The sequence below is a fragment of the Caballeronia sordidicola genome, from assembly GCF_001544455.2.
GTDB lineage: Bacteria > Pseudomonadota > Gammaproteobacteria > Burkholderiales > Burkholderiaceae > Caballeronia > Caballeronia sordidicola.
In genome coordinates this window covers 464,079-490,492 of record NZ_FCOC02000003.1, presented here as the reverse complement: position 1 = coordinate 490,492, position 26,414 = coordinate 464,079, and the positions used below count along the sequence as shown (strand labels likewise).

27 protein-coding genes are annotated in these 26,414 nt (G+C 60.1%); 13 read left to right on the top strand and 14 right to left on the bottom strand.

Annotated features, from left to right (window positions below):
* Positions 1-164 precede the first annotated feature (164 nt).
* Positions 165-1,019, top strand: a complete 855-nt coding sequence (locus AWB64_RS08525; RefSeq protein ID WP_060818245.1) for a helix-turn-helix domain-containing protein — start codon at positions 165-167, stop codon at positions 1,017-1,019.
* Positions 1,020-1,045: 26 nt separating this feature from the next.
* On the opposite strand, the gene AWB64_RS08520 is transcribed toward AWB64_RS08525, so the two are convergent.
* From AWB64_RS08520 to AWB64_RS08505, 4 genes are all read right to left on the bottom strand, one after another.
* On the bottom strand, positions 1,046-2,854 hold the full coding sequence (locus AWB64_RS08520; RefSeq protein ID WP_060818244.1) for an ATP-binding response regulator: 1,809 nt from the start codon (positions 2,852-2,854) through the stop codon (positions 1,046-1,048).
* Complete coding sequence (locus AWB64_RS08515; RefSeq protein ID WP_060818243.1) at positions 2,851-3,351, bottom strand: putative pterin-binding protein; 501 nt, start codon at positions 3,349-3,351, stop codon at positions 2,851-2,853. The genes AWB64_RS08520 and AWB64_RS08515 overlap by 4 nt, the downstream gene beginning before the upstream one ends.
* A gap of 5 nt (positions 3,352-3,356) precedes the next feature.
* On the bottom strand, positions 3,357-4,994 hold the full coding sequence (locus AWB64_RS08510) for an ATP-binding domain-containing protein (protein ID WP_060818242.1): 1,638 nt from the start codon (positions 4,992-4,994) through the stop codon (positions 3,357-3,359).
* 155 nt (positions 4,995-5,149) lie between these two features.
* Positions 5,150-5,821, bottom strand: coding sequence for a glutathione S-transferase family protein (locus tag AWB64_RS08505; RefSeq protein ID WP_060818241.1), 672 nt, complete (start codon positions 5,819-5,821; stop codon positions 5,150-5,152).
* 193 nt (positions 5,822-6,014) lie between these two features.
* On the opposite strand from AWB64_RS08505, the gene AWB64_RS31905 reads away from it, so the two are divergent.
* Positions 6,015-6,185 carry a hypothetical protein gene (locus AWB64_RS31905; RefSeq protein WP_167353910.1) on the top strand — a complete coding sequence of 57 codons (171 nt, stop codon included), beginning with the start codon at positions 6,015-6,017 and terminating at the stop codon, positions 6,183-6,185.
* A gap of 46 nt (positions 6,186-6,231) precedes the next feature.
* Here AWB64_RS31905 and AWB64_RS08500 read toward each other — a convergent pair whose 3' ends face one another.
* The 3 genes from AWB64_RS08500 to AWB64_RS08490 all read right to left on the bottom strand — a co-directional run bounded on the left by AWB64_RS08500 (position 6,232) and on the right by AWB64_RS08490 (position 8,978).
* A complete protein-coding gene (locus AWB64_RS08500; protein WP_099050499.1) occupies positions 6,232-6,645 on the bottom strand; it encodes a response regulator in 414 nt (137 codons plus the stop codon).
* A gap of 374 nt (positions 6,646-7,019) precedes the next feature.
* A complete protein-coding gene (locus AWB64_RS08495; RefSeq protein WP_060818425.1) occupies positions 7,020-7,841 on the bottom strand; it encodes an AraC family transcriptional regulator in 822 nt (273 codons plus the stop codon).
* A 174-nt stretch (positions 7,842-8,015) separates the two neighbouring features.
* The gene (locus AWB64_RS08490; protein WP_060818239.1) at positions 8,016-8,978 is read right to left on the bottom strand and encodes a 4-hydroxyproline epimerase; all 963 of its coding nucleotides are present in this window, start codon (positions 8,976-8,978) and stop codon (positions 8,016-8,018) included.
* Positions 8,979-9,220: 242 nt separating this feature from the next.
* Here AWB64_RS08490 and AWB64_RS08485 point away from each other — a divergent pair, with 242 nt between their 5' ends.
* The 3 genes from AWB64_RS08485 (at position 9,221) to AWB64_RS08475 (ending at position 12,443) form a co-directional block, all read left to right on the top strand.
* Positions 9,221-10,126, top strand: coding sequence for a dihydrodipicolinate synthase family protein (locus AWB64_RS08485; RefSeq protein WP_060818238.1), 906 nt, complete (start codon positions 9,221-9,223; stop codon positions 10,124-10,126).
* A 269-nt stretch (positions 10,127-10,395) separates the two neighbouring features.
* Positions 10,396-10,899 carry a hypothetical protein gene (locus AWB64_RS08480; protein ID WP_060818237.1) on the top strand — a complete coding sequence of 168 codons (504 nt, stop codon included), beginning with the start codon at positions 10,396-10,398 and terminating at the stop codon, positions 10,897-10,899.
* 164 nt (positions 10,900-11,063) lie between these two features.
* Positions 11,064-12,443 carry a DUF2325 domain-containing protein gene (locus AWB64_RS08475; protein WP_060818424.1) on the top strand — a complete coding sequence of 460 codons (1,380 nt, stop codon included), beginning with the start codon at positions 11,064-11,066 and terminating at the stop codon, positions 12,441-12,443.
* A gap of 6 nt (positions 12,444-12,449) precedes the next feature.
* Here AWB64_RS08475 and AWB64_RS08470 read toward each other — a convergent pair whose 3' ends face one another.
* Together AWB64_RS08470 and AWB64_RS08465 are read right to left on the bottom strand one after the other, a co-directional pair.
* Positions 12,450-12,773, bottom strand: coding sequence for a winged helix-turn-helix domain-containing protein (locus AWB64_RS08470; RefSeq protein WP_341845204.1), 324 nt, complete (start codon positions 12,771-12,773; stop codon positions 12,450-12,452).
* Positions 12,774-12,890: 117 nt separating this feature from the next.
* Complete coding sequence (locus AWB64_RS08465) at positions 12,891-13,445, bottom strand: nitrogen fixation protein NifQ (protein ID WP_060818235.1); 555 nt, start codon at positions 13,443-13,445, stop codon at positions 12,891-12,893.
* A gap of 230 nt (positions 13,446-13,675) precedes the next feature.
* Here AWB64_RS08465 and AWB64_RS08460 point away from each other — a divergent pair, with 230 nt between their 5' ends.
* Entirely contained in the window at positions 13,676-14,851 is a 1,176-nt protein-coding gene (locus AWB64_RS08460; RefSeq protein WP_060818234.1) for a porin, read from the top strand.
* Positions 14,852-14,926: 75 nt separating this feature from the next.
* On the opposite strand, the gene AWB64_RS08455 is transcribed toward AWB64_RS08460, so the two are convergent.
* The gene (locus tag AWB64_RS08455) at positions 14,927-15,415 is read right to left on the bottom strand and encodes a molybdopterin-dependent oxidoreductase (RefSeq protein ID WP_060818233.1); all 489 of its coding nucleotides are present in this window, start codon (positions 15,413-15,415) and stop codon (positions 14,927-14,929) included.
* Between the two features lie 189 nt (positions 15,416-15,604).
* On the opposite strand from AWB64_RS08455, the gene AWB64_RS08450 reads away from it, so the two are divergent.
* Positions 15,605-16,546 (top strand): NHL repeat-containing protein, encoded by a 942-nt coding sequence (locus tag AWB64_RS08450; protein ID WP_063493173.1) that lies wholly within the window; start codon positions 15,605-15,607, stop codon positions 16,544-16,546.
* A 28-nt stretch (positions 16,547-16,574) separates the two neighbouring features.
* Here the strand turns inward: AWB64_RS08450 and AWB64_RS08445 are convergent, their stop codons facing one another.
* Complete coding sequence (locus AWB64_RS08445) at positions 16,575-17,003, bottom strand: TOBE domain-containing protein (RefSeq protein ID WP_060818231.1); 429 nt, start codon at positions 17,001-17,003, stop codon at positions 16,575-16,577.
* A gap of 291 nt (positions 17,004-17,294) precedes the next feature.
* Between AWB64_RS08445 and AWB64_RS08440 the strand changes: the two genes are divergently transcribed.
* Entirely contained in the window at positions 17,295-18,170 is an 876-nt protein-coding gene (locus tag AWB64_RS08440; RefSeq protein WP_060818423.1) for an extracellular solute-binding protein, read from the top strand.
* Positions 18,167-19,990 (top strand): ATP-binding cassette domain-containing protein, encoded by a 1,824-nt coding sequence (locus AWB64_RS08435; protein WP_060818230.1) that lies wholly within the window; start codon positions 18,167-18,169, stop codon positions 19,988-19,990. Before AWB64_RS08440 ends, AWB64_RS08435 begins: the two co-directional genes overlap by 4 nt.
* Before the next feature lie 75 nt (positions 19,991-20,065).
* Here the strand turns inward: AWB64_RS08435 and AWB64_RS08430 are convergent, their stop codons facing one another.
* Positions 20,066-20,797, bottom strand: a complete 732-nt coding sequence (locus AWB64_RS08430; protein WP_060818422.1) for a response regulator transcription factor — start codon at positions 20,795-20,797, stop codon at positions 20,066-20,068.
* Between the two features lie 357 nt (positions 20,798-21,154).
* Here AWB64_RS08430 and AWB64_RS08420 point away from each other — a divergent pair, with 357 nt between their 5' ends.
* Both AWB64_RS08420 and AWB64_RS31525 read left to right on the top strand, forming a co-directional pair.
* Complete coding sequence (locus tag AWB64_RS08420; RefSeq protein WP_060818228.1) at positions 21,155-22,597, top strand: MFS transporter; 1,443 nt, start codon at positions 21,155-21,157, stop codon at positions 22,595-22,597.
* A gap of 116 nt (positions 22,598-22,713) precedes the next feature.
* Entirely contained in the window at positions 22,714-22,884 is a 171-nt protein-coding gene (locus tag AWB64_RS31525; RefSeq protein WP_157766600.1) for a hypothetical protein, read from the top strand.
* Between the two features lie 77 nt (positions 22,885-22,961).
* Here the strand turns inward: AWB64_RS31525 and AWB64_RS08415 are convergent, their stop codons facing one another.
* Both AWB64_RS08415 and AWB64_RS08410 read right to left on the bottom strand, forming a co-directional pair.
* Positions 22,962-23,234, bottom strand: a complete 273-nt coding sequence (locus tag AWB64_RS08415; RefSeq protein WP_060818421.1) for a hypothetical protein — start codon at positions 23,232-23,234, stop codon at positions 22,962-22,964.
* Between the two features lie 128 nt (positions 23,235-23,362).
* Positions 23,363-23,983, bottom strand: coding sequence for a hypothetical protein (locus AWB64_RS08410; RefSeq protein WP_060818420.1), 621 nt, complete (start codon positions 23,981-23,983; stop codon positions 23,363-23,365).
* A 316-nt stretch (positions 23,984-24,299) separates the two neighbouring features.
* Between AWB64_RS08410 and motA the strand changes: the two genes are divergently transcribed.
* Both motA and motB read left to right on the top strand, forming a co-directional pair.
* Entirely contained in the window at positions 24,300-25,169 is an 870-nt protein-coding gene (motA, locus tag AWB64_RS08405; RefSeq protein WP_060818227.1) for a flagellar motor stator protein MotA, read from the top strand.
* Between the two features lie 35 nt (positions 25,170-25,204).
* Positions 25,205-26,212 (top strand): flagellar motor protein MotB, encoded by a 1,008-nt coding sequence (gene motB / locus AWB64_RS08400; RefSeq protein WP_060818226.1) that lies wholly within the window; start codon positions 25,205-25,207, stop codon positions 26,210-26,212.
* Positions 26,213-26,414 lie beyond the last annotated feature (202 nt).

The window sequence follows — 26,414 nt, the reverse complement described above, 5'->3', positions numbered from 1 at the left end:
CGCCCGGCTCAAGGTCCTTCCCGCCATCCGAAATAAAACGCGCCAACATGTGGGCTACCCCATTTATCGGCTCAAGAGTTTTTTAAACAGGCTCGCGCTTGCGCCTACAATAGCCCCCTCGCAGCCTCTTGACACCTCAAGCGCTTTAACCGGTAAGCAGCAGCATGGTCACTGAAACCTCATCCTCTGATTCCCTCGCTGTCGCCCAGCGCGTACGCGACCTGATGAATCGCCACGGCATCGGCAAACGGCAGCAGACCGCCGAGCTCTGCCGCATTCTCGACCTGAGTTTTTCCCAGGGCCACCGCAAACTGCGCGGCAACAGTCCATGGACGCTCGCACAGATTCGCCGCGTGGCGGAAGCCTTCGACGAACCCGCGCTGCAGCTTTTCGACGCCAAGAATGCCGACGTCGACGACACCGAGGGCACGGCGCAGGACGCCGTCCTCAAGCTCGGCGCAGCCGAGATTGCGTGCGTTGCGTGGATAGGCGACGCGCTCGAACCCGGCAGCCGGCCGGATTTCATCGCGCAGAACATGAACGGGCGATGGCTCGTGACCACACACGAAGGCGTGTTGCTGCAGGCCGCTCATGACGTGCACAAGATCGAGATCCAGCCGCGCCGCACGGACATGGACAAGCCGCTGATCGCGGTCGTGGACGACGACCAGACTTCTGCTGACAATCTTCACGACTATCTTGAGCGCAGCGGTTTTGCGGCGGTGGCCCTTTACGGGCTCGACGGTTTTGCCGAAGCGCTGCAAACGCAAGTCTTCGACGCCGTGGTCATCGACTGGCTGTTCGGCTCGCACACGTCGGCGGAAGCGATTCGTGCGGTGCGCAATTCGGACAATCCGGATGCACCCGTGTTCGTGCTGACGGGCGAACTGACCACCGGCAAGGCCAGCGAATCCGAAATCAGCGACATAATTCAGCGCTACAACGTGACGTGTTTCGAGAAACCGGCGCGCATGGCCATTCTCGTTGCGGACCTTTCGAAGCGATTGTTGAGAGCGTGATGCTTGATCCGGACGCGGCACAGCGCTCAATGAATCCGCCGCGTCGCCGATAACGCCCGCGCCAGCGCGCTCTTCAACACTTCATACCGCACTGGCTTCAGCAGGTAATCGAAGAACAGGATTGCAGCGCTCGGGTCCACGAGATCGGGCGCATACGCGCTGACCGCGATGACCGGCAGACTCGCGCCGGAGGCGCGCCGCGCCCGGTACTCGTTGACAAACGAATATCCGTCCTTACCCGGCATGTGCAGATCCGCCAGGATCACGTCGACCTGATTTGTCTCCAGCCACGCGAGCGCGCTGTCCACGTCGCTCATCGCCACGCTTGCATAACCCAGATGCGCAAGCATTTCCGATAGCGACTCGCGAATCGAATTGTGGTCGTCTATCACCAGCACGCGCGCCTTTTTTAGCGGCGGCAAGTCGGCCGGCGCTCGCTCGCGTTCGGGCACATGCGCGACGGGCGCTGCTGGCAAGCTCACGCGAAACGCCGCCCCCTGTCCAATGTCGCTCGATACGTTCACCACGCCGCCCAGCAATTCGACCAGGCCGCGAACGACGGCGAGGCCCATGCCCGCGCCATCGAAACGGCGGGTCGTCGACGAATCCAGTTGCGTGAATTCCTTGAAGATGAGCGGCAACTGTTCGCGCGCAATGCCAGGGCCCGTATCCACCACGGAAATGTCGAGGCGCTCTAGCGTGCGCTCGAAACGGACATCAATGGAACCGGAATCCGTGTACTTGATGGCGTTCGTCACCAGGTTGGTCACGATCTGCCGCAGCCGGTGCTGATCCGATTCGATCAGCCCTGCTTCCCCTGCGAACTGCCCGCGCAGCACCAGGCCTTTGGCGCTCGCGGCCGGCGTGTTCGCATCGACGATGGAATCGAGCAGTTCCATTGGATCGAACACGGTCAGGCGCAATTCCAGTTTGCCCGCGCCAAGCCGCGCGAAGTCGGTGAGGTCACGCATCTGCGCCTCGAGATGGCGCGCGCCGGTTTCGAGCCGCTGGATGATCTTGCGGTCGCTTTCGCTATGCAGGTTCAGTTCCAGCAGTTCCACCGACGAAACAATGGCGTGCAGCGGCGTGCGCAGTTCATGACTGATCATGCCGAGAAACGCGTCCTTCGCCTGCGATGCTTCACGTGCGGCACGCGTCGCCTGATGCTGCGCCTCAAGCGCGGCACGTTGCTGATGAATCAGCCGCGAGCGGCGATACCCGTTGAGCAGCAGCATGGCCGTGGCGACCATGGAAAGCAGCGCGAGCAACATGCCGCCCGCGAACAGATAACGGCGCTTGGAAACGAAATCACGCACGATGTAGTCGCGCTCCGCCACATCCACCACACGGCGTCCGTTCGCCAGTTCGTTCACGGCATCCTGGTTCTGCCGCAACACGCCAATGATCCTGAGCGTGCGTGACGGGTCGGTACTCAATGCATCCATATCCGGTTCGATGGATGCAAGCGCGGCGTCGAGTTGCCGCAGGATTTCCTGCTGCCTGTTGCGAAGCGCTTCGCGGTCGGCAAGCATCGACGTGGAGGACGTGACAATGGCAAGCTTCGATTGCAGGATCTCGAAGCGAAGCTGAATCTCATCGACATTGGCGTCAATCCCGCTTCGGAACAGCAATACCTGATTGCCAAAGCGGCCATAGGCTATCTGGAATTGCGCGCCGTCCCAGTAAAAACCATCGTATGGCAAGGCGAGTTGCGCCGTACTCTGGTTGGCGAGCAAGCCCGTGTAAAGCAGATAACCCACGCCCGCGAGCGGCGGTGCAATGGCTGCCGCGAACAGCAACGCAACCTTCAGGCGGCGAAACGGCGCGCCGATCATTTAAGGACAAGCGCCTTGATTTGCCATACGAACTTCGCATCAGCCACTGAACCCGTCAGTTCGCGCGGGTACGCATCGCGTGGGTAGATCAGGAACAACGGACCGAAGTTGCTGACCTTCAAACGCGTGCCGTTCATGCTGTACGCGAGGATTGCGCCGTAGCGTTCGGCTTCCGAAACACGCACGGTGTAAGCGTAGTCGTCGAGCGTGCGAAGCTCCACCCACTCGGCATGCGCGTCCACGAGTTGCAGGATATCGGCGAGCCTGGGACCTGAAAACGTGGACTTGGGTGTCCATCTTGTCGAGGTCGTGATGGTGTGGATCGGCAACTTCATGAACTCGGCCTCGCTGATCCTGTACACGGTATGGTCGGGATCATTCGTGCGGCCAATCTTCCCCTCGACTTCCAGCGTCAATGGCGCTGCATGCGCCATGAGCGGCGCGCATGCAAGCGCCAGCAGCAACAAGATGCAACGGATCACGTCGAACTTTTTCATTACCGTCAGTGTTGTTCCTCGAAGGCGCGCGCCGCACGTTCGGACGCCACCACGATCAGCTTCATGGTCGCGCGCGTCGCGCCGACAAAAAACTTCCGCGCAACCTGTTCGTCGAAGGCGTCGAAGTCGACTTCCGTAAAGATCACGCACGGCGCGGACTGGCCCTTGAACCTGTAGATGGATTCGAGCAGCACGTCGCCTTCACGATATTCCGGATTCCCGAACAAATCGTAAGTCCCAGTAAAACTGCGCAAGCGATGCGGCCCGAGATGTTCGACCGAAGTCAGCACGGACCCCTCTCTGCCGCGAAACGACAGCACCGCAATATCCTGCTTGCGATACCCGAGCGCGAGCGCCTGCGTGATGGCGCGCTTGGTCGCTTCGATCACTTCGTCGGGATGACCGTTTTCATACGTCGACAAACTGACCTCCGAGCCGTCGAACGGACTGCCTGCGTCAAGCCGCACCTCGCGCCCGACAATCCGGCGGATGTACGCAAGCAAGTCACGCGGACTGCGGTAATTCGTGGTCTCGCGTAGCGTCGTCCATCCCGGCAGCGGCACGGGGTCGCGAAAATAGAGATTCTGCATCGGGTCTTCGAGCCACCACCACGCGCCTTCCGGCTTGAGAAGACGCGCGAGCGCGTCGACCCAGACCGCATGAAAATCCTGGCCTTCATCGACAATCAGCACGTCGAACTTCCAGTGCTCCGCAATATCCACATTCGCGAAGCGCTCTTCCAGCGTGGTGAACACGTTCGGCTGGCTGAAGTCGGGCGGCGCACCCGCGTCGCGCGTCACGGCGGCGCTCAGCTGGTGATAGTTGGCAATTCGCGCTTCGGGCGGCGCCACCAGCCGGATATGATCCGCGAGCGGCCGGTTGAAGCAGACGTAGAGCACGCTGCGGCCTTTCGCTACCGCGTCGCGCATGACCTGCACGGCAAGCTGCGTCTTGCCCGAGCCGGCCGTGCCGATCACGCGCAACCTGAACGGCTCGAACTCGAGGCGGCGCGCCCATGTCGCGAGGCCGCCCGACAGCCGGGTGACGAGCATGTCGGCCTGTCCGACCAGCGCGTTGGTATCGGGCGTGAGAGCGAGTTCGTCGGAGAGGAAATGGTGAATCCGCGCGGACGCTTCGAAGCGCGGCTCATCCGGCGGAAGAATCTCGAGGACGACCGAAGGCAATTTTGCCTTGCGGCTTGCATCGACGATCCGCGATGCCGGAACGCCTGCAATCGATGCATCCTTGACCGTATAGTCCGGGCAATAAAGCAATTCCTCGATGCGATACGTGCCCGCCCCAAACGCCGCCGTGAATCGCCGATGCAGGTTTTCAAGCGTGCGCGCCAGTTGAATGGCGACGTTGCGCTCCTTCTGCATGTAGACCTTCATCAGGCCGGCCGGCGTCTCGCGCAGGAACCCGGCTTTTTGTTCGATCACGAGCACGCGGCCCGAGGGCGCGACCACGACGAAGTCCGCTTCACCGAATACCGAAAAGCCTTCGTTGATACGCGTCCAGTGCACGCCGTGATACACGGTGTAGTCATCGGGAAGCCGGGCAAGCAGCGCGAGCGTGTCGAGCTCGCGCACGGCTGCGCCGGTCGCTTCCATATTCTTCCAGTCGTCGGGGACGATTCGAGCCATGCTTCGCCTTCGCGCTAAATACGGGGTTCGGGTGCTTGATCAAGGCCATCGGCGGACGTTTGCCACGTGACGCGCGCCGCCTGATTCAAGCCGGAGTCGGGATATCTGCGGCCATTGTACGCAAGCCGCGCGGGCACCCCGCACCGTGCGCCGTATCAGTCCGCGAAGTCATATTTGCCGCCGCGTTCGAGCGCGCGCTGATAGGCGGGACGTGCGTGAATCCGCTGCAGGAACGCCGCTACATGCGGCAGGGATTTGGCCCCGGCGCGCTGGCTGGCGGCTTCGAGCGGGAAGCTCATTTGCACGTCGGCGGCGCTGAACGTGTCGCCTGCAAACCATTCGGACTTCGATAACTCGCCTTCCACATACCCGAAGTGCAGCTTCAACTGCGGATCGATGAAGCTGTCCTGCATGGTCTGCGCGATCCGGCGCGCTATTGGCTTCACGAAGAACGGCATGGGCGCGCTGCCAATGCGCAATGCAACCAGCTTGAGCAACAGTGGCGGCATGGCAGAACCTTCGGCGTAGTGCATCCAGTAGTCATAGCGCAGCCGCTCGGGCGAGATGCCGTGCGGCGGCGCAAAGCGGCCCTCGCCATAACGCTCGTTCAGATACGCCAGGATGGCGCCCGATTCCGCGAGCGTGCGGCCGTCGTCGGTAATGACAGGGGACTTGCCAAGCGGATGCACGGCCCGCAGTTCCGGGGGCGCGAGCATGGTCTTTGGATCGCGTTGATAACGCTTGATGTCGTACTCGACGCCCAATTCTTCCAGCATCCAGAGCACGCGTTGCGAGCGGGAATTATTGAGGTGATGAACTGTAAGCATGTAGGCTTGGCCGTAAGGGTTGAGGTCCGGGCGCGACGCGCAAAGAATACAACACGGCGGCACGCGCGGGGCGCCACGCAAACCGAGCGGGTCCTCGGTTTCACGGTGTGTTGCCGGGCTGGGCCCGGTTTATGCGTGGGCGCAGTTCCGGCTTACAGCATTCATACCAACACGCAAATCAAAGGACAATTCAATGACCCTGGTAATTTATCTCGCCGGCTGGCTGATCCTGATCGGTGGCGTTTCGTGGGCGCTCGTCGCCATGCACGTGACGCAGCACACCATCCTGATCGTCGATGTGATCCTGCTCGGCATTGCGGTCATTACAGGCGCGACGCGCGCGCGCAACCGGGACCGGTCGTAGGTTCGTATCGCGTGAGCCAATGCCCGTCGCGCGCCAGAATTCGCTGCTAGGACAACACGCGCGCGCTGAGCGATTGCTGAATCAGCGTCACAAGCGCATCGGGATGTGCGGGCTTGGTCATGAAATGCTGGAACCCTTCGCCGATACTTCGCAACCGGTACTCTTCGCCGTCGTGGCCGGTCAGCGCGATCGCAACCGATGGAATCAGGTTGCCCCGTATTTCATGATCCCGCAAACGTTGGATCAGGTAGAAGCCATCCATCGCCGGCAGGTCGATATCGCAGATCACTGCATCGGGCAGCACGCGAATGGCGGTCTCCGCGCCCTCTTCGGCATCGGCGACGGCAACTACATCCGCGCCTTCTTCTTCCAGCAACATACGCAGTGACTCCCTGCTTTCCAGATCGTCCTCAATCAGCACAATCCGGGCATGCCCCAGTCTCGCTACTTCGTTCATCATTATCTTTTCGTACAGCTCAAACAGGATTCCGGTGCCAATGTCGCTACTGCGGTTTCTCACTCACTGCTGGCATTGGACTGCCACAGCACAACGGCGCGAGATCCATGCGACACCGTGTTATAAGCCGCGCACGCCGGTGTCGAACGGTACGCGGTTCAAGATTTTCAACGGGCGCAGTATGCCTCATTGCTTTCGAGCATCGATACAGCAAAAAACAGACCGACCACAGAAAGTGCTTGAGCAACTGCCGCGAAAAGCTTGCTGCACAAGCGTTTTCACCAGCGCAATTTTCGCCAGCGAAGATTCAGAAGTACGGGGCGCGAGGGCAAGCAGGTAACTTTTGGTGCACCAATTTGCATCGGCAAAAATCAGACCTATTGATTCGATCGCGCCGATGTAGAACTTTTGCCAACCGGCCCATGTGCGCGAAGCAGCGCGCGATACTCCGTTGGCGTGAGACCCACAGTCGCCTTGAACTGACGCGTGAATGCGCTGTGATCCGTGTATCCGCACAAGGCCGCCACGTCCGTTACCTTGTCACGCGTGACGAGCAGCGCCGTGGCTGCATCCAGCCTCGTCTTGAGCAGCACCTGTCGCGGCGTCAGGTGAAACACCTTGTGAAAATAGCGCTCGAGTTGCGCAATGGACATGTTCGCCATGGCCGCCAGATGCGGCATGTTCAACGGCTGCACAAAGTTGCACTGGATATGCTGGACTACCGCGGCAAGCCGGCTATATGCGGGGTGCGTGCTTTCATCCGCTTGCAGGTCGCGCGAGATGCCCGCGAGGCCGACCACATTGCCATTTGCATCATGCAGCGGCTGTTTCGATGTCATGCACCACCCAGGCTGCCGCGCCGGATAGAGATGCAGTTCGAGCTGGTCGATCATGGCGTTGCCCTGCGCCAGGACCGCCCTGTCCTGCGCCGTGTAGATGCGCCCGAAGCGCTGCGGAAACACCTCTTCGGCGGTCTTGCCCAGCAAGCCGAACTTGTCTTTCAGGCCACAGCGCGAAGCGAGCGCACGGTTCACAAGGGCGTAGCGCGCCTCCCTGTCTTTCACGAAAAACACAATGTCGGGCATCGCGTCGAAGACCGGTTCGAGCAGCCTGAAATGCTCCAGCATGGAATCGAGCGTGGGCGCGCCCGCGGGAGACCGCAGCGCGGCATGCAGGCCCGGCTGCCCGCTCCCGCTCATGTGCCCGTTCTGTTGCGCGCGCGGCGCCGGACGGTCTGTCGTGGTGATCATTCGCGTCTCGCTGGCGTCGTCGATGTCCGCGAGTGGCGCCTTCAGCACACTGCGTTGCGACCGATTATAGAGTCGGCTCGCGCGCGTCAAAATTGGTATTGACCGCAAGCGGCTCAGGTAGCCTCAGGCGGCCGCAATGCCCCGGACAAACGGATCGGTATCATCGAAACACAGCTGGCCTTGCGCCATGATGTGCGCGCGGCCCGTGATGACCGGAATCACCGCCGTTTTGTCCATGTCGTTCGTCTCGTTCGTGCGCCGGTAACTCGCTTCGAATACGCTGCCGATAATGCTTTCCTGCCGCCATATCTCTCCCTCGGCAAGCTTGCCGTCTTCCGCCAGACACGCGACTTTTGCGCTCGTGCCCGTGCCGCACGGCGAACGATCATAAGCGCTGCCCGGACACAGCACGAAGTTGCGGCTGTCGATGCCTTCACGCGGCGAGTCCGCAAACAGTTCGATGTGATCGATCAGCGCGCCATTTGCGCCGGTAATGTTCTGCGCTTGCAGCGCATTGCGTACGGCATTCGTAAATACGGTCAGCCTGCCGATGTTGCTTGCAGTAATTTCCTGGCCGTGGTCCGCTGCAAGGAAAAACCAGTTTCCTCCCCATGCAATATCGCCGGTTATGGATCCATGACCCGGAACATCTACAGTGAGCGCGTGGTGAAATCTATACGCGGGGACATTGCGCACGCTTACGCTGCCGTCGTGATTGAGCGTGGCTTCCACAACGCCCGCCGGCGTCTGGATTCTATGCGATCCAGCCCGAATTTTCCCAAGATATGCGAGCGATACAACCAGGCCTATCGTCCCATGGCCGCACATGCCGAGATAACCGACGTTATTGAAAAAGATGACCGCTGCCGCGCACTCGGGAGCATCCGGCTCGCACAACAATGCGCCGACGAACACGTCGGAACCGCGCGGCTCCGTGACAACGCCTGTGCGCCAATCGTCGTGTAGTTCCCGCAGGGTATGGAAGCGCTCGGCCAGCGTGCCGGCGCCAAGCTCCGGTCCTCCGGATACGACCAGGCGCGTAGGTTCGCCACCGGTATGGGAATCGATGAATTCGAGGGTTTTCATGCTGTCATCGTAGGAATTGGGGTGCGCGGCGTCTTGGTCGCACTAGGCGCGTTCCATGCCGATTTCAGCATAATTATTAGACTAGCCTGAATTCTTTAGCACCTTGCGAAGCATGCGTTTTATTGGATCGCCAACGAATTTTATTATGCCGAAATCGGCACTTTGCCTGCGTGCATGATGCAAGACGAGCCTTGATGCAATGCTTAGACTCGTTTCAATTCATTATTGTCAGGAGCGCTGCCGTGGCACATATCTGGGAAGGCGTCATGCCTGCCGTAACAACGAAGTTCAATGCCGATTTCAGCATAGATCGAGCGTGGACTGGGAAGAACATTGAAGCGCAAATTGCAGCGGGCGTAGATGGGATCATCGTGTGCGGATCGCTTGGGGAAGCCTCCACGCTGTCGCTCGACGAAAAGCTGGACGTGCTTGATATCGCCGTCGATGCAGCACGGGGACGGGTCCCCGTGCTGCTGACTATCGCCGAGAACAGCACGCTCGACGGATGCCGCCAAGCTGAGCTCGGCGTGAAGCATGGCGCAGCCGGGTATATGGTCTTGCCGGGCTTGCGCTACATATCGGATCGGCGCGAGACGTTGAATCATTATCGTGTGATCGCAAGCGCCAGTCCCCTGCCGATCATGGTCTACAACAATCCGCTCGCTTACGGCGTGGACGTGACGCCTGACATGTTCGCCGAACTCGCCGACGAAAAGAAGTTCGTCGCGATCAAGGAGTCGGCTGGCGACGTGCGCCGCTTCACCGACCTCATCAACGCAGTCGGCGATCGATATGCCCTCTTTTGCGGCGTCGATAACCTTGCGATGGAAGCCGTCCTGATGGGCGCGCACGGCTGGGTTGCCGGACTCGTGTGCGCCTTCCCTGAAGAGACGGTAGCCATTTTCAAGCTTCTCAAGGCCGGCCGCCTGGACGAAGCACGCACTATCTATCGTTGGTTTGCGCCAATGCTCGCACTCGATGTCTCCACGAAACTCGTGCAGAACATCAAGCTGGCGGAAGCAATCGCAGGTCTCGGCACCGAACCGGTCCGTCCTCCGCGCTTGCCGCTTGCGGGCGACGAACGGCGTGAGGTCGAAGCGCTGATCCGTCGCTCGATCGAGACACGCCCGGTCTTGCCCGCTTGTTAAACATCGCAGCGCCGGACAACTTCCGGCGCTTTTCCTGGATTAAGACACCGCACTTTCCCCTGCGCCCGCCGCACCTCGAAACGTCTTCATCATGAAGACGGCTTAAGCAACGATATCCCCGTCCCCAAGCTGCAAGAAACAAACAAGCGAGGCATAAAAATCGCTTTCGTTATATTCTTCCATATATCACGGTACTATCTCGCGAGCCGGATATCGTTCTTCCGGCTCGACGAAACATACGCTATCCAAAGCACTACAAGGAGTTCCCGATGTCCGGGCAACAGGCACGCTCACCTCGCATCGCAGCGTCGATATCAATCCCGCATGGTCTGTCGGGCGCAATCACACCGCTCAATACGGCGCGCGATCCGGAGCACACAGCGGCGATCAGGGAAGTTGTCGATGCGTTCCGGAACCTTCATGCAAGCGTCGCCCGCTTTGTACTGATGCTCGAAGACTTGCTCGGCGACGCCCGCTCGCTCGAAGCGACAACGGGGCAGTCACTGGGCGAGCTTTTATCGGTGCTCTACGATCATGCCCAAGCACTCGGCTTTGTGCGCCTCGACGATTTGCGCTTTGCCATAGAGACGGCGCGCTCGGCTGAACAGCAACGCGACCTGGTCTTCCAGATCATGCCGGGAAGCGGGACCGAAAGCCTGCAGCGCGTGGCCGCCAGCTTTCAACGTCTCGACGCAACCTTCGTCGGCCTTTGTGTCGAGCACGTGCTCGAGCAGCATTACCGCGACCGCGTGAACAGCGGCGCGTCTGTCTAGCAGCAATCCAGCGTCGTTTGATTTTTACCAGTACGGTCACGCCAGCACGGCCGTTCAGATTCGCACCGTTATATTCGATGGTATATTTCGATATCCATGCTTTGGACAGACATCATGTCAATTTTTGTCCAGACGCCTGAAATCCAGATCGATTCGAGGTGAATGTGCAATCCGTTCCCCCTTTCCGCCTTGCTCGTACGCCTTCCAGCGAATCCGGCAGCAGTACAGGCGCTTACAAAGGCTTGTCGGCTGACGCATGCTGCGCGCCTTCGGAAGCACAGCTTCGCAGCGCGAACCGCCGCGCGCGCCTGGTCGATCTGGATTCGCATTTGCATTGCTCGATCATTGGAACTTGCCTTAGCACCAACGAACTGAGGAAGCTCGTTCCCAAATTCACCGATCTCGACAAACAGCACGCAAGCGATCTGGAAATTCATCACGCGGCGGTCGAACTCGCCATAGACGGCGGTCCGGGCGCGAAGGCCTTGCAGAAAGCACTCGATACGCGTTATTCGGGCGCAGTGCGGCGCTTCGAAGTGGCGAAGAGTCCCGAAGCGTTATTGGCGCTGTGGAAAGAAGCGCTCAAGAGCGGCGACATTCCGCCCGCTTACTGGGCGTTGATGACGCATCCCCAAGCCATCATGAGTGTGCGGCAAGTCGCGTTCGGCGACTTGCACATGCTGTCGCATCTGGTCGGCGCCGCCAACCGGGCGGACATTCGCCGGCTGGTTGCACTGGAGGAAGAAAATGCGGCGCTCAAGGACAAGATCGAGCGCCAGCAAAACAAGCTGCACGAACAGAGCCGCGAGCGCGATGCCACCATCCGCGAACTGACGGAACAACTCGCGGAGTTGTCGGCAAAGGCACAGCGTGCACCCGATGTATCGGAGGGAAGTCTGGAAGCCGAAGTCCAGGCGCTTCGCGAAGCACTGGTTGCTCGCGACGAAAAGCTGGCAATCCACACGAGCCGGCGCGAAGCCGCAGAACAACGGGCAATCAGCGAGCAAAATTACGCGCGCACGCTCAGCGCGCGCCTTGACGACACCATTGCGACGCTCAACATCGTGCAGGCCGAATGCAGCGCACTGGAGCGCGCCGTGCTCGCCCAGGGAGACGACGCAGGATCGCGCGGCGCGGACCTCGACAATCTGGCAGGCAAGCGTGTGGTTTATGTTGGCGGCCGGCCAGGATCGAATGCCGCGCTAAGGCAACTGGTCGAATCGGCGGGTGGCGATTTCGTCGTGCATGACGGCGGGATAGAAGACCGAAAGGGCATGTTCGCGGCCGCGCTGCCGCGAGCGGATATCGTAGTATTTCCGGTCGATTGCATCGATCACGATTCCATGAACCTGCTCAAGCGCGTCTGTGATCGCCATCAGGTGGACTACCATCCGGTGCGGACCGCAAGCGTGGCAAGTTTTATGGAATTGATGGCGCGCCTGGGGCGAACCGCCGCCAGAAAGGACTCCCGAAGCGACTCCCGTAACGACTTCCAAACGGCCTCCCAACCGCCGGCTTCCCGCTTTTGCCTGAAGCACGGCTAGGGTCCGTCAGCGCTTCATCATCCGGATCAGCGAGGAAATCTGCGGTGAGCAGCTCCTTGCGGCTTCTTCTTCAATCTCGCGATAAAGCCGCACGATCTTTTCACCGACCGGGGTCAACACGCACCCACCACCCGACGACCCGCCGGTTTCCGAGGACGTCGCCGGCGTCTTTAGCGTGCCGTTCAATTCATCGATAAGCAGCCAGGCCCGGCGATAAGACATGCCAAGACTGCGTGCAGCGGCCGAAATGGAGCCATGCTCACGCACAGCCTCGAGCAGATCGATTTTTCCCGGTCCTATCGCAACTGCGTCCGCCTGGCGAATGCGCATGCGAAAACGCACCTCGGGGCGACCGGACGCGGATCGGGTTGGGTCTTTCGTGGAATTGGCCATGCGCGAAAGCATACACGAGCGAGGCATGACCGGCCCGCTACATGAGCGTTCGCGCTACGGGCCAGAACCAAAACAGTATGAAAAATCCTCGCAGTCCGGGCATCCAGGCGCGGGGCGGGGCGGCACGCCCAAAGACAACGCAAGTTCTCGCGCGAGAAATTTTTTCCATCGTGTCCCGTCGGTATTGCGGGCTACGAGCACTGGAAAATACCGTTGCAGCATGACGGTCACTTCATCACGTCCGCTCAATCCCAGATCGCGCCATAAATGATCGGGCCGCAAGCACGCATGCGCGATGATCGTGGCGAGGCATCGCGCCTCAGTTAAATCAGCGGAATCGGCAATTCGACTTAGCAAAAAACCGCTAAGCGCTTTAACGAATGCCGCATGTTCTTCGGAGTAGATCGGCATATCCGCGGCAGGCGCTGTCATTGCGCCGAAATGCCTGCTATAGAGCCACGACCTTTGCTCATTCGATAAGCCCAGTAAATGCGGTTCTTCGTGTGCACCAAGCAGCGTTGCAAATAGAACCGTGTCTGGAGAATGCGGATTCGCCGAGGCGGCAAGCAACTCGGCGCGTGTCGTACGCATTGAATGCAGAGGTGCCATTAATGAGCGTCAAGCATGAGTTAAGCCGCGCGGGCAACTAGTATGCCACGCCATGCGCGTCGTCAAGCGATTGTGTCGTGAACCCTACAAACTCAAAAATCACGTTTACCAATTGCTGACCCATCGCTATATTCCGGTCGATATTTCGTAATTGAAATACACCTGCACTAGAAAGCCTGATCGCTGCACACCTAAGCAGCATCGACCTAATACAAAACCAGGAAAAGACAATGAACAAGAAGATTGTTGCGGCCGCAGTACTGAGCACATTCGGGATAGCCGCACATGCACAAAGCAGCGTGACGCTATATGGCTTGATCGACGCGGGCGTGAGCTACGTCAGCAATGCTGCGACGGCGACGGGACATGATCATTTGTTCCGTTATGGCGATGGTGTCGCTCAAGGCAGCCGCTGGGGCCTGCGCGGTGCGGAAGATCTGGGTGGCGGCCTGCAAGCCATCTTCACCTTGGAAAGCGGCTTCAGCTCCGGTGACGGCACGCTCGGCCAGGGCGGTGCGCTGTTCGGCCGCCAGGCTTATGTAGGTATTGCAAAGAAAGACGTGGGCTCGTTCACGCTCGGCCGGCAGTATTCGTTCTCGACCGACTATCTTGGCGGCAGCTATTCAATGGGCGGCCAGACGCCAGCCGGCAACTATGCTTACCACATCAACGACCTGGACCAGCTCACGTCTAGCCGTATCAACAACTCGGTCAAGTTCAGCAGCGCCAATTTCGCGGGCCTGACCTTCGGCGCCTTGTACGGCTTCTCGAACCAGGCGGGATCGTTCGCAGGTTCGCCGACCACCACCGCCGGCACCACGACCACGCAAGGTTCGTCGAGCACGGTCAGCGCGGGCGTCAACTATGCGCAAGGTCCGTTTGGCATTGGCGCGGCGTACACGAATATCCGCTTCCCGAACGGCGCGACACCTGCGTTCAGCGTGAGCATCGCGAACGTGAACACCGGCGGCTTGCGTGACCTCGAAACCTTCGGCGTTGGCGCACGATACATGATTGGCGCCGGTACGGTCTGGGGTCTCTGGACGCACACCAGTTTCGAGCCGATCACCGGAGCGCAATCGAAGCTGAACAACTATGAACTGGGCGGAAAGTACGCATTTACGCCGGCATTGAGCGCAGGTCTGGGCTATACGTTCTCGAAGCTCGACGACAACTTCGAAGGCAAGTGGCACCAGATCAACAGCATGATCGACTACGCGTTCTCTAAGCGTACCGACGTATACGGGATCGTGGTTTATCAGAAGGCGTCGGGCAGCAATACGGTCAACGGCCGTAACGTTCCGGTGCAGGCAGAAATTGGTTCAAGCTCCAGTTTCCTTGGCAACTCGGGAACCGGTGCGAACAATCAGGTCGCGGTGCGTATTGGCTTGCGCCACAAGTTCTGATTAATGGTTCAAAGGCGAGCGCCACAACTGGCGCTTGCCCTTAATTTCCGCTTGCTCTCAAGTTTATTACGTAGCCTAGACTGTCAAAACACGGGCTACGATTCGCGCAAGCCGTTTCACATGACGCGGAGCAGGAAGAATGTCAGCGCCCGAAAACAATATGGGTGCGCCTTCCTCGCTGGTAATCGTCCGGCCGCCACATTCGTAAGCCACGATCACGCGCTCTCCCACGGGCGTATTGAACAATTCGTGCCACGAGAAAGTCACCACGTAGCCATCCTGCGCCACTGCCATGAATACCGTCCGCTTGAATTCGCCCGGCGGCTCGGGCCGCAAGCCGGCTTTCAGGATCAGATCCTTTAATAACACCCCACGATACGTATCCACGCTTCGAATAAAGCGATTGGTCGTATAGCAGCGAAGGTCGAAGGGGTCTGAGACAACAGTAGGCTGGTCCCTGAATTCCCCGAGGTCGACGCTCAAGGGACGCAGGAAATCACCCTCCAGCGAAATGACAATCCTGGCGTCTTCGACCACGAGTGCCTGAGCATTGGCATCACTCATTTTTTACCCTCCCCGGTTGCAGGCGACTGACATGCATTATATCCACGCGAATATTACGCCATCAGAATGCGGCGCCAACATTTGCCTGGACCATATTGACCATACAGGTTCTCGCATATGCGCCTTGTGTCCGGGAACGGACCCGCGGCCACGCGTTATATTAGGGGTCCCGTCGGAATGAGAACCACAATGGCATCTCCAAATTTACCCAAGCGCTTTGTCAGTTTCCCGAGTCCCTTTTCTTGCGCCTTGTCGGCAGCAGCGGCGTTATTCCTTGCGGGCTGCGGATCTGCGCAAGTCGCCAGCGCTCCTCAACGAATAGCGCTCGATGCTCGGCCAAACAGCGTTGCCATTGCCCCGGTCAATGGCCGTATTTTCATCACCGACGACAAAACCAACAGCGTGCTTGCATCGACCGATGGCAAGAACTTTGCACCGTACGCGGTCATTCCGGAAAACCCGGGGCAACCGAATGCCTTGAGTCAAGTAACCATTTCGTCTGAGGGCACGTTACTGGCCGGACGCTTCGGGTTTGGGACGTCAGGCGCCGTGCTTGAAATCGGCGCGGACAAATCCGTGTCGGCACTGACCGGGTTGGATCCCGCGCGGCGAAGGCTTGGACTGGCCTCTATCGGGCCGGGAAAACTGCTTTCTACATGGTTCGTCAAGAAAGCCAACGCGCCGGGAACAGGTGGCGTGAGTCTGATCACATATGATGAATCCACGCACGCGGCATCCGAACGCACCCTGTTATCCGGGCTGGCCAAGCCCGTGGGCGTTGTCGTGCAGGGTGACGCGGTGTTTGTTTCGGATCAGACGAACAACATGATTCTCAAGACCAGTCTTTCCGGCTTGCTAAATCACACACAGCCGGGCGGTCTCCACACCCAGGTCATCAAGATCAACGGTCCCGATCTGTTGGCTATCGATACGAACGGAACGCTCTACACAAAATGCAACGTGACAGCGGTGTGCCGGATCACTCCGGACAGCACCGTGACCGAGGTCGCAAACGATTTCGCCGACGCGCGCGGCGTGGCGCTCGACCCCACGCGCCACCTGCTTTATGTGGTGGACCGCGCAAAAGCCGCTGGCGAAGCCAGCAGCCTTGCGATCATTCCCCTGAACTAAAGCGCTTGCGGCCGCCGATTAATTCCGCTTAGTCATCTACGCCAATGATCACGCTCGACGCCTTGAAGATCGCCGTAGCCAGCTTGCCGGTTGCAAGCGCGAGGCGTTGAGCGCTCTCGTTCGTGACGATCGCCGCGATCTGCGCGCCGCCCGCGACCGTGATCACGACTTCGGTGTTCACGGCGCCCGGCGTCACGGCCGAGATAGTGCCGGCGAAGCTGTTTCTCGCCGACGTCTGGCTATTCGCCACGTCGACCATCACGATCACCGAAGACGCCTTGACCAGCGCAAACGCCGCCTTGCCAGCCACAAGTCCAAGCGATGTCGCGCTGCCATGCGTGATCACCGAGACGATCTCCAGGCCGTCTTTGGCGCGCAGCAGGATCTCGTCGTTCACCGCGCCATGTTTTACATCCACTACTTCGCCAACAAACTGATTTCGGGCGCTGGTACGCATATTCATCTCCGGTTGCGGCGTCCCTCGCCGGCATGAACGGCGCGACACAAGGACGCACGTTGTGCTGTGGTTGCCTCTGCAGGCAAGCCGTAAGTTTAACGGGGCGATGTGGCTGGCGCGAGTCAATTTGCACGTAAAACGCGCTTGCGCCGTGACGATGGCGTTAGCGAAATTCATAAGTCTCAGCGTAATATATCGCCCTTTATCACGCACTCTGTCATGCGCGCGATCAAGCAAGGTGCCACCCTGCTTGACACCCCTCAATCAACCTGGAAGAAAGTGGAGAATCAGATGATCCGTAAGGTGATGATGTCCGTTGCAGTGTCAGCCGCCGCCCTGTTCGCGCACGCCGCGGCAGCGGACGACAATGTGGTGAATGTTCTGTATGCGGGGTCGCTCGTCAACTTGATGGAGCGCAGCGTCGGCCCTGCGTTCGAGAAGGAAACCGGGCTGCATTTCCAGGGCTACGCGGCCGGTTCCAACAAGATCGCCAATGAGATAAAGGGCAAGCTGCGTCGCGGCGATGTCTTCATCAGCGCAAGCCCGAAGGTCAACACAGGCTTGATGGGCGCCGCCAACGGAGACCATGTCGCGTGGTACGTGACCTTCGCCGAGTCGCCGTTGATGATCGGCTATAACCCGCGCAGCAAGTTTGCCGGCGAATTCAAGACCAAGCGTTGGGACCAGGTGTTGCAGGAGCAGGGAATCAAGATTGGCCGCACCGACCCCAAGCTGGATCCCAAGGGCGCATTCACGGTCGAGATGGTGACGAAGGCGGCCGATCTCTATCACCAGCCGGATCTCGTCGAAAAGACGCTTGGCGCCGCCGAGAATCCCGATCAGGTCCTGCCTGAGGAAACGCTTGTGGGCCGCCTGCAATCCGGACAACTCGACGCCGGCTTCTTCTATTCCACCGAAACCTCGGACCTGAAGATTCCATCCATTCGTCCCGCGCCTGAATTGCAGGCGAAGGCAAGCTACACGCTGACCATCCTGAGCGACGCGCCGAATGCAACGGGCGCCACGCGTTTCACCGACTTCCTGCTGAGCGCGAAAGGACGTGAACTGCTCAAGGAACATGGCGTGGATGTGGTCAAGCCTGCCATAACCGGCAATGCGCAAGCCATGCCGCCGTCGCTCCAGGCCGTGATCGACGCCACTCGATGAAACACACTGCGGCGCGCCCTTTGTCATGGCTCGCAGCGCTGCTCGCGGTCTATTTATGCGCGCCGTTTCTGGCCAGCATTCCGCAGGTCGGCGCGGCGGACTGGCACGGCGTCGACTGGAACGCGACGTTATCCGCTGTCGCGGTATCCGCAGGAAGCGCCAGCGTCGCGTCGCTTGTTATCCTGATAGGCGGTGTACCGCTCGGTTATCTGCTCGCACGATCCACGTCGCGCCGGGCGGCGTTGCTGGGCTTCATCGTGCAATTGCCGCTTGCTTTGCCACCGCTTACCAGCGGCGTCTTGCTGCTGTTTCTTCTCGGGCCCTATAGCTGCGTCGGACAACTGACCGGCGGCGCGCTGACCGACTCGTTCGCGGGCATCGTGCTGGCCGAGACATTCGTGGCCGCGCCGTTTCTCATCATCGCGGCACGCTCGGCGTTCGCCGCCGTCGATCCCATGTTCGAGGACGTGGCGGCGACGCTCGGCCATCGTGCAGGAAGCCGCTTCTTTCGCGTGACGCTGCCGGTCGCGTGGCCTGCGATCAGCGCCGGTCTCGCGCTTGCGTGGCTGCGCGCGTTCGGCGAATTCGGGGCGACCGTGATGGTTGCGTACCACCCGTATTCGTTGCCGGTTTATACGTACGTGGTTTTTGGCGGACAGGGCTTGCCCGCCATGATGCCGCTGCTGCTGCCCACGCTCGCGATCGCCATTGTGTGCGCGGCGATTTCCATCTATAGCCGCAACGGGCGCGCCACGTCGAACGTGCAACGCGTCAATGCGGACGACGCCGACGAAACCCGCCAGGCGCACACCTTGATCGATACAGACGACCGCCGCTTGAGCGTCGCGTTGAAAAAGCGGTTGGGCAGTTTCAATCTTGACATCAATTGGGCGCCGCAAACGCGGCGTCTTGCGATCATCGGAACCTCGGGCTCGGGCAAGTCGATGACGCTGCGCCTGATCGCCGGGCTTGAGACGGGACAGCAGGCAATGGTGTCGATCGGCGGCACTTCCCTTGACGACCTTCCGCCCGAGGCCCGCAAAATCGGTTATATGCCGCAGGACTATGGCCTTTTTCCGCACATGACGGTGGCGCAGCAACTCGCGTTTCCGTTGAACGCGGATGCCGCCAGCGCCAGGCAATGGGTGGATCATCTAGGACTTTCAAGCTTGCTTGGACGCTTGCCGCACGAGCTTTCGTTCGGTCAGCGACAGCGCGTGGCGCTTGCCCGTGCGCTGACGCAACATAGCCAGCTCCTGCTCTTCGATGAACCCTTTGCCGCGCTCGACACGCCGCGCCGCCGACGCCTGCAGCAATCGCTGCGGGAGTTGCAGCGGGAAATATCGGCGGTCACGATCATCGTCACGCATGACCCTGATGAAGCAGCCCTTCTCGCCGACGAAGTCCTGTTGATCGAACACGGCCGCGTGCTGCAGGCAGGTAGCGTCATCGATGTCTTCGAGCGTCCAGCAACGCTGCGCGCGGCGGAGCTTCTGGGCTTGCATAACATCGGGCAAGGCACGCTCGTGGAACCTGGTGTAATTGAACTTGGCGGGTCGCTGCGTCTGCGCGTTGCGCACGCCATTCCAACAGGATGCGAAATCATGTGGCGTGTTCCAGCGCTTGCGATCAGCCGCGCGGAAAACGGCGCGTTCGAGGGCGTTGTGGAGCGGATCGAATTGCGTCGCGGCGAGCGCTACGCACGACTGAAGATCCTGGGTGTTGGGTTCGACATTCCCACCGATGATCCACAACTGAAAATGGGCACTTCACACCGCTTTTCCATCGACACAAACCGATTGACCGTCTGGTCCGTTTAGAAAATATCCGCTGCGCCCGCGCAATAAAAAAGCCGTCAGTTAAATTGACGGCTTTCTCATTTCCAGCAACACCGCTTAAGCGGTAGCTTCCTCTTCCAGCATATGTTGTGTGGCTTGTTCATCGCCATAAAGATGCAGCAAGCGATAGCCGCTCTTGTACACCGGCTGCAATCTAAAATGATTGATCGGCTCTATGCTCAGCGCAAGCCTCAACCGCGACACATGGCTGTCGATGGTGCGCGTGCTTTCGCGGAACTCGCGCCCCCAGACCATGGCGAAGATGTGATCGCGCGACAGCACGCGGCCGATGTTCGAAAAGAACAATAACGCGAGCCGGAACTGCGTGCCGCTCAACTGGACCGGTTGTCCGCGCACCGTCACGCTTTGCTGGCGCGAGTCGAACCGGTACGGACCGAGTTCCGTGATGGCCGCCGCGTTCGCCGGATAAGCACGCCTCAGCAATGCCTCCACGCGCGCGCCGAATTCCGCGCTGCGCACCGGGTGCGTGACAAAGTCGTCGGCGCCGGCGGTCAGCGCCCGCACGATGTTGCTCTCGCCGCCGTCGGCGGACGCAAACATGACGGGAACGCGTTCGCCAATGCCGGAACGCATGGACTTGAGCAAGTCCAGGCCGGACAAGCCCGTGCAATGCCAGTCGAGGATCAGCATGTCGACGGTTGAGCGCGACAGCGATTTCGACATCGCCAGGCCGTCGCTGAAGGGAATGCACACGTGGCCGAGCCGCTCGACGATTTCGCCGATGACATAACGGTGCTGGGGATCGGACTGCAGGATTGCGATACGCATGATGACGACGCCGGTGACGCTGCGCACGATGACTTCGGCCTGGTCGATCGAAGGCATCGCAAAAGGTCTCATGAAGCTCTACGAGACCGCTATGAACGCGCGAATTCTGCAGAGCGGCATCACCTTGTCCTATCGGATAACTCCCAATTTATCGTCCGATACAGTCACAAATGCTTTCGATATGTCGCGCGAAGTCACTGTTTGTGCCGACACGTGCCTGTATCGGTTCGTAGCGACGCGTGCCTGGCCTGTTTAATCGGGATGCACGAAAGCAACACGCGGGCGCCCGAAAAACCGCGCATGCATATTTCACGATCCGCGGAAACGTCGCGCGTTTCAGGCCGCTAAGCTGGTTGCATGAACTCGAACCTTCACGCCTCCCGCGCCGGGCTGAGCACACGCCAGGCGCTGATCGTCACCACGGCCAGCATGGGCTTCGTGGTCTCCCAACTCGATGTCACCATTGTCAACGTCGCGCTTGCGAGCATGGGACGCGACCTGCACGCGAGCGTCGCGAACTTGCAGTGGACCGTGGACGCCTACGCGCTGGCGTTCGCCGCGCTGATGCTCTCGGCAGGCGTGCTCGGCGACCGCTTTGGCGCACGGCGCCTGTTTGTGGCGGGGCTGGCGCTGTTCGCGCTGGCGTCGGCGGCGTGCGGCTTTGCTGTCGACGCCAGCCAGCTCATCGCCGCGCGCGCGTCGCAGGGCATTGGCGCGGCCGCCATGCTGCCGAACTCCCTCGTGCTGCTCAACCAGTCGTGCGGCCACGACGACGGCCTGCGGGCGCGCGCCGTGAGCCTGTGGACAGCGGCTGGCGCTGTCTCCATTGCGGCGGGTCCGGTTGCTGGCGGCGCGCTGATCGCGGCGTTCGGCTGGCGCAGCATTTTCTGGGTCAACGTGCCGCTGTGCGTGGCGGGTATTGCCGCGACCTACGCATGGATCGCCGATAAAAAACCAGCGCAAAACGCGCTTGGCATCGACCTTGGCGGCCAGTTGCTGGCAGTCGTGGCGCTCACGTCCTTCGTGGGCGCGATGATCGAGCTTCGGCCTTTGGGAGTGGCGCATCCGGTTGTTATTGGCGCGATGGTGCTGGCGCTGCTGAGCGCCGCCGGCTTCGTCGCGGTCGAGCGGCGCACTCCAGCGCCCATGCTGCCGCCCGCGCTCTTTCGCAACCGCACGTTCAATTCGGCAATTGCATTTGGTATCTGCGTGAATCTGACTTATTACGGCATGGTGTTCGTGTTGAGCCTTTATTTGCAGCGCGTTCTGGGGCTCTCGCCGCTTCACGCAGGCTTCGCGTTCCTGCCGCTGACAGGCGGTTTTCTGTTGTCGAATCTCGCGGCAGGTCCGGTCGTGGCGCGCTTCGGTTCCAGGCGCCCGATGATCGCCGGCGCATTGATCGATGCGATCGGATTCGCCGCGCTCTGTTTCGTCGATGCCGGCACGCCCGTGGCGCTGTTGCTGCTGCCTTTCCTGTTGATACCGACCGGCATGGGACTCGCTGTCCCCGCCATGACCACCGCGATGCTTGGGACCGTCGAGCCAGCGCGGGCGGGCACGGCGTCGGCGGTGCTCAACACGGCGCGGCAAGCAGCCGGCGCGATTGGCGTGGCGGTTTTCGGCGCGCTGGCGAGCCACGCCGCGGCGGCCGAAACCGCTCAGATCGTAATGGGCGTGGAGTTGTCGGCGGCGATCTCGGTCGCGCTGCTGTTGCTGGCAGCGGTGATGGCGCATCGAGTAAAGGAAAATAACCGCAAGGACGCGAGAGAAGGAAAGCCAGCGCAGAACATATCGCGCTGAACAAGCGCTGAACGGGCGCTGAACACACTGACACGCGCCGGGAACGCGCATTGCGAATTCGACCCTGCACCTCTCGTGCAACGCGCGGTCCGCAGGCCGCCTGTGAGGAATCGATCATGTCCACGCCGCCGGTAGACCCGACCCAATTGCCAATAGAACCCGATCCCGACGAACTGCTCGATCCCGACGCGCCGCCCAATCCCGACGATCCGGATCTCCCCGACGGCCCGGATTCCGCAACGCCTCTCGTTCCAGCCGATCCGAATAACGGCTCGCCACGTCTATAGGAAATACAGCGGCCGCCGTAAAAGAAATGCCCGTCTGCGCGAAAGCACAGGCGGGCATTTTCAAGCGTGGCAACTGATCAAAGCGTTACGGTCAGTACATCGCCGGACTTGAGCGCTTTCTCGATCAACCCGTCTTCCTGCGCACGGCGCACGGCGTCCGCGACGAATGACTCCGGGGCTTCGACCTCTGCCTTTATTGCGCTGATGATTCCCGATGCCTCGACGATCACCAGCGATTTCGCTGAATCGGCGCGGCTGATGATCACGCGCTGCGGGCTGCCGCCGTCTGCAATGCTGGCGCAGAACTGCATCGGCGTGCCGTCAATGGTTTGCTCGAAGGTCTGGATCATATTGAAGGTTCGCCTCTGATAGATGAACAATGGTTGTTTGCGGAGCGCATCATCCATGCCAGCTTGCCCTTTGCGCGCCCTCTCTGCAGTTATTGAACGTCAGGCGCGCGAAAGGTTCACGTCGAACTTCAAAACCGGTACGTCACGCCGAGTTGCACGACCGGATACCAGCGATACTTTTCCACGCGATCGGTAATGTTCTGCTTTTCCTGGTCGATATTGGCCTGCGTCGTAAACAGGCTATACACCTCCGGCACGAAGTAGGACACGCGCGGACGGCCGTACGCCACGCCAAGATCGAACATGAAACCAAATCCCTTCGATACCGGCTTGTGCCCGTATCCAACTCCCAGATAGGGCATGACGCTCGGCAAACGCACCGTTGCAGAGGGCGCGCCTCCAATGGCGGGCACAACGTCATCGCCAATTTTGAAGTTGCCTTGCGCGTCGGGAACGGCGTGCGCGTTGAGTTTGTCGTCGTTGATCAGCGCTCCGCCTGTTAGCCGGAAACCGCTGTTTGCAAATGGAAAAAGGTCGAGATAAAGGCCGCCTTGCTTAAGACTGAGATGACCGTCGTATTTATTGCCGCTGACGTTGAACGAGTGAGAAAAGCCAAGACCCTCCACTTCCGCGTGGACGCCGGCCCATGAGTTGAGCGAGTACGCGGCGCCCAAACCCGCGCCGAGCGTGCCGCCTTGTATATAGACCTCTTGTGCATGGGTCGTCTGCGTTGCCAGCATGATGATCATTGCGGCCGCCGCCGCGCTCAGGACTGTCTTCACTGCACCTTCTCCGTAAGTAGCCGGGCTCCATCCCGTGCCGGAACTGTACGGTTTCGTTAAGCGATTCAATGGAATGAACAGTGGCCTTTATTGGCATCAATTCGATATCTCGACCGACATCCCGACTAAACCAAACGGTGCAATTTTCAGCGTAAATTTTTCTGATTTACACAAATCGGTAAGAAAAGATTCCTCATGCCTACCCTAAATGTGCGAGGCCGCCTGCCGTTAAGTTCCATGACAGCTTCATTTAACCGAGGCACGAAAATTACGCGGAGAGAGCATGTTTGTCGTTATCGGATGGGTCCTGGTGATTGGGTCGGTGATCGGCAGTTTCATGGGTGTGGGCGGCCACTTGAAAGCGCTGCTGCAGCCCTTCGAGCTGCTGTGTATTTTTGGTGCCGCAATCGGGGCATTCGTCGTATCAAATCCGGTTGCCACGCTCAAGAAGACGCTCAAGGTCATCCCGACCGCGTTCAAGGGCGGCGGCTACTCGAAAGAGAAATATGTGCAACTCATCGCGCTGCTTTACGAACTGCTTCAAAAGGCGCGCAAGGAAGGCATGATGGCGCTCGAAGTGGACGTGGAAGCGCCGGAAAAAAGCCCGACTTTCATGAAGTACGAACACGTGCTCAACGATCACCATCTGCTTGAATTCATCGTCGATTATTTGCGCATGATGTCGAGCGGCAACGTCAACGCGCTCGAGATGCAAGACCTCATGGACGAAGAGCTCGAGACGCATCACGCGGAGGCGTCCGTCGCATCCGGCGCGATTCAGAAAATGGCCGATGGCCTGCCTGCGTTCGGCATTGTCGCGGCCGTCATGGGCGTTGTTCACACAATGGGGTCGGTCGGCGCAGCCCCCGCCATTCTCGGCGAAATGATTGCCGGCGCGCTCGTGGGAACCTTTCTTGGCATTTTGCTCGCCTACGGTTTCTTCGGACCGCTCGCCGATCTGCTCGCCGCAAAAGGACAGGCGGAGTCCAAGCCGTTCCAGTGCGTGAAGTCGGTATTGCTTGCATCGATGAACGGCTATGCGCCCGCCATTGCCGTGGAGTTCGGCCGCAAGGTGCTGTTCACCGCCGACCGTCCGAGCTTCAAGGAACTCGACGAAGCCGTGCGCGCCACCAAGCAGCCAAAATCAGCTTGATGCACGGCTTGCACGGCCAACTCACGGACTAGGACATGGCTGAAAAACCCAATCGCGATCCCTTGCAGTCGGTCCTTGCGCCGACCATTGTGGTGCGCAGGAAAAAGAAGTCGGGACACGCGGGTCATCATGGCGGCGCGTGGAAGATCGCCTACGCCGACTTCGTCACGGCCATGATGGCGTTCTTTCTGTTGATGTGGTTGCTCGGGTCGACGTCGAGATACGACAAGCAGGGCATTGAAGACTATTTCAACGCGCCGCTCTCCACGCTCTTCGGCGGCAACGACGGCAGCGGCGCGGCGCGTTCGAGCGTGATCAACGGCGGCGGCCGCGACCTTGCGAGTTCACGTCCTGGCGAAGTCACCAAGAGCCAGACCGAGCCTGTCTCCAAGACGCCCGAGCGCATCGCAGCCGAGAACGATGCCCGCCGCCTCAAGCAGCTTAAGGAAAAGCTCACGGCGTTGATAGAAAATACGCCGGCGCTGCGTGCGTTCAAGGACCAGATTCGTATCGATATCACGAGCGAGGGTTTGCGCATCGAGATCGTGGATTCGCTCAGGCGTCCGATGTTCGCATCAGGCAGCTCGAAGCTCGAGGGTTATGTGGGCGTGATACTCGCGCAGATCGGGGCATCCATGAACGATGTGGACAACCGCGTATCGATTGCGGGACACACCGACGCCGTGCCCTACTCCGGCGGTCAGGCCGGTTACTCGAACTGGGAGTTGTCGAGCGAGCGCGCCAACGCCGCGCGCCGCTCATTGATCGCGGGCGGCATGAGCGAAGGCAAGATCCTTCAGGTGCGCGGACTCGCCGACGTGCTGCCGCTGAACAAGGCGGTTGCCGACGAACCCACCAACCGGCGCATCAGCATTCTCGTGCTGAACAAGGCCGCCGAGCAGGCGTTCTTCGCCGACGGCGGCCGCACCTCGGTAGACGATTCCCAGCCTGCGAGCGCCGTGATTCCGCCGAAGGTCGCGCAACTGCAGCTCAAGCCGCGGCCGCCGCTGTCCACAGACGCCGAAGTCTCGTCTAAAGGCTAGCAAGCCGCGTTGTGCGCGGCGATACGCCATCCGCTCGCGGTTTCCATCCGCACGCTCACAGCGCTCAGTCTGCTTGAAACGGCACGCCGCCAAGCACCGCTCGTACCACAAGAGCGGTGCTTGTAAAGCAGTCGTCGCGTCAAAACAACTGTCATGGACCTTACATACGTGTCCGATAAAGTCCGCCCGTCGCAAGTCAATG

Excerpts from the sequence above, each read along its gene's own strand:
- AWB64_RS08460 (WP_060818234.1), top strand. The coding sequence starts at position 13,676 with ATGAACAAGAAGATTGTTGCGGCCGCAGTACTGAGCACATTCGGGATA.
- AWB64_RS08510 (WP_060818242.1), bottom strand. The coding sequence starts at position 4,994 with ATGGCTCGAATCGTCCCCGACGACTGGAAGAATATGGAAGCGACCGGC.
- AWB64_RS08440 (WP_060818423.1), top strand. The coding sequence starts at position 17,295 with ATGATCCGTAAGGTGATGATGTCCGTTGCAGTGTCAGCCGCCGCCCTG.
- AWB64_RS08470 (WP_341845204.1), bottom strand. The coding sequence starts at position 12,773 with ATGCGCATTCGCCAGGCGGACGCAGTTGCGATAGGACCGGGAAAAATC.
- AWB64_RS31525 (WP_157766600.1), top strand. The coding sequence starts at position 22,714 with ATGTCCACGCCGCCGGTAGACCCGACCCAATTGCCAATAGAACCCGAT.
- AWB64_RS08490 (WP_060818239.1), bottom strand. The coding sequence starts at position 8,978 with ATGAAAACCCTCGAATTCATCGATTCCCATACCGGTGGCGAACCTACG.
- AWB64_RS08500 (WP_099050499.1), bottom strand. The coding sequence starts at position 6,645 with ATGATGAACGAAGTAGCGAGACTGGGGCATGCCCGGATTGTGCTGATT.
- AWB64_RS31905 (WP_167353910.1), top strand. The coding sequence starts at position 6,015 with ATGACCCTGGTAATTTATCTCGCCGGCTGGCTGATCCTGATCGGTGGC.
- AWB64_RS08505 (WP_060818241.1), bottom strand. The coding sequence starts at position 5,821 with ATGCTTACAGTTCATCACCTCAATAATTCCCGCTCGCAACGCGTGCTC.
- AWB64_RS08520 (WP_060818244.1), bottom strand. The coding sequence starts at position 2,854 with ATGATCGGCGCGCCGTTTCGCCGCCTGAAGGTTGCGTTGCTGTTCGCG.
- AWB64_RS08465 (WP_060818235.1), bottom strand. The coding sequence starts at position 13,445 with ATGGCACCTCTGCATTCAATGCGTACGACACGCGCCGAGTTGCTTGCC.
- AWB64_RS08495 (WP_060818425.1), bottom strand. The coding sequence starts at position 7,841 with ATGAGCGGGAGCGGGCAGCCGGGCCTGCATGCCGCGCTGCGGTCTCCC.
- AWB64_RS08415 (WP_060818421.1), bottom strand. The coding sequence starts at position 23,234 with ATGATCCAGACCTTCGAGCAAACCATTGACGGCACGCCGATGCAGTTC.
- AWB64_RS08515 (WP_060818243.1), bottom strand. The coding sequence starts at position 3,351 with ATGAAAAAGTTCGACGTGATCCGTTGCATCTTGTTGCTGCTGGCGCTT.
- AWB64_RS08445 (WP_060818231.1), bottom strand. The coding sequence starts at position 17,003 with ATGCGTACCAGCGCCCGAAATCAGTTTGTTGGCGAAGTAGTGGATGTA.
- AWB64_RS08430 (WP_060818422.1), bottom strand. The coding sequence starts at position 20,797 with ATGCGTATCGCAATCCTGCAGTCCGATCCCCAGCACCGTTATGTCATC.
- AWB64_RS08435 (WP_060818230.1), top strand. The coding sequence starts at position 18,167 with ATGAAACACACTGCGGCGCGCCCTTTGTCATGGCTCGCAGCGCTGCTC.
- AWB64_RS08455 (WP_060818233.1), bottom strand. The coding sequence starts at position 15,415 with ATGAGTGATGCCAATGCTCAGGCACTCGTGGTCGAAGACGCCAGGATT.
- AWB64_RS08450 (WP_063493173.1), top strand. The coding sequence starts at position 15,605 with ATGGCATCTCCAAATTTACCCAAGCGCTTTGTCAGTTTCCCGAGTCCC.
- AWB64_RS08410 (WP_060818420.1), bottom strand. The coding sequence starts at position 23,983 with ATGATCATCATGCTGGCAACGCAGACGACCCATGCACAAGAGGTCTAT.
- AWB64_RS08420 (WP_060818228.1), top strand. The coding sequence starts at position 21,155 with ATGAACTCGAACCTTCACGCCTCCCGCGCCGGGCTGAGCACACGCCAG.
- motA (WP_060818227.1), top strand. The coding sequence starts at position 24,300 with ATGTTTGTCGTTATCGGATGGGTCCTGGTGATTGGGTCGGTGATCGGC.
- AWB64_RS08525 (WP_060818245.1), top strand. The coding sequence starts at position 165 with ATGGTCACTGAAACCTCATCCTCTGATTCCCTCGCTGTCGCCCAGCGC.
- motB (WP_060818226.1), top strand. The coding sequence starts at position 25,205 with ATGGCTGAAAAACCCAATCGCGATCCCTTGCAGTCGGTCCTTGCGCCG.
- AWB64_RS08480 (WP_060818237.1), top strand. The coding sequence starts at position 10,396 with ATGTCCGGGCAACAGGCACGCTCACCTCGCATCGCAGCGTCGATATCA.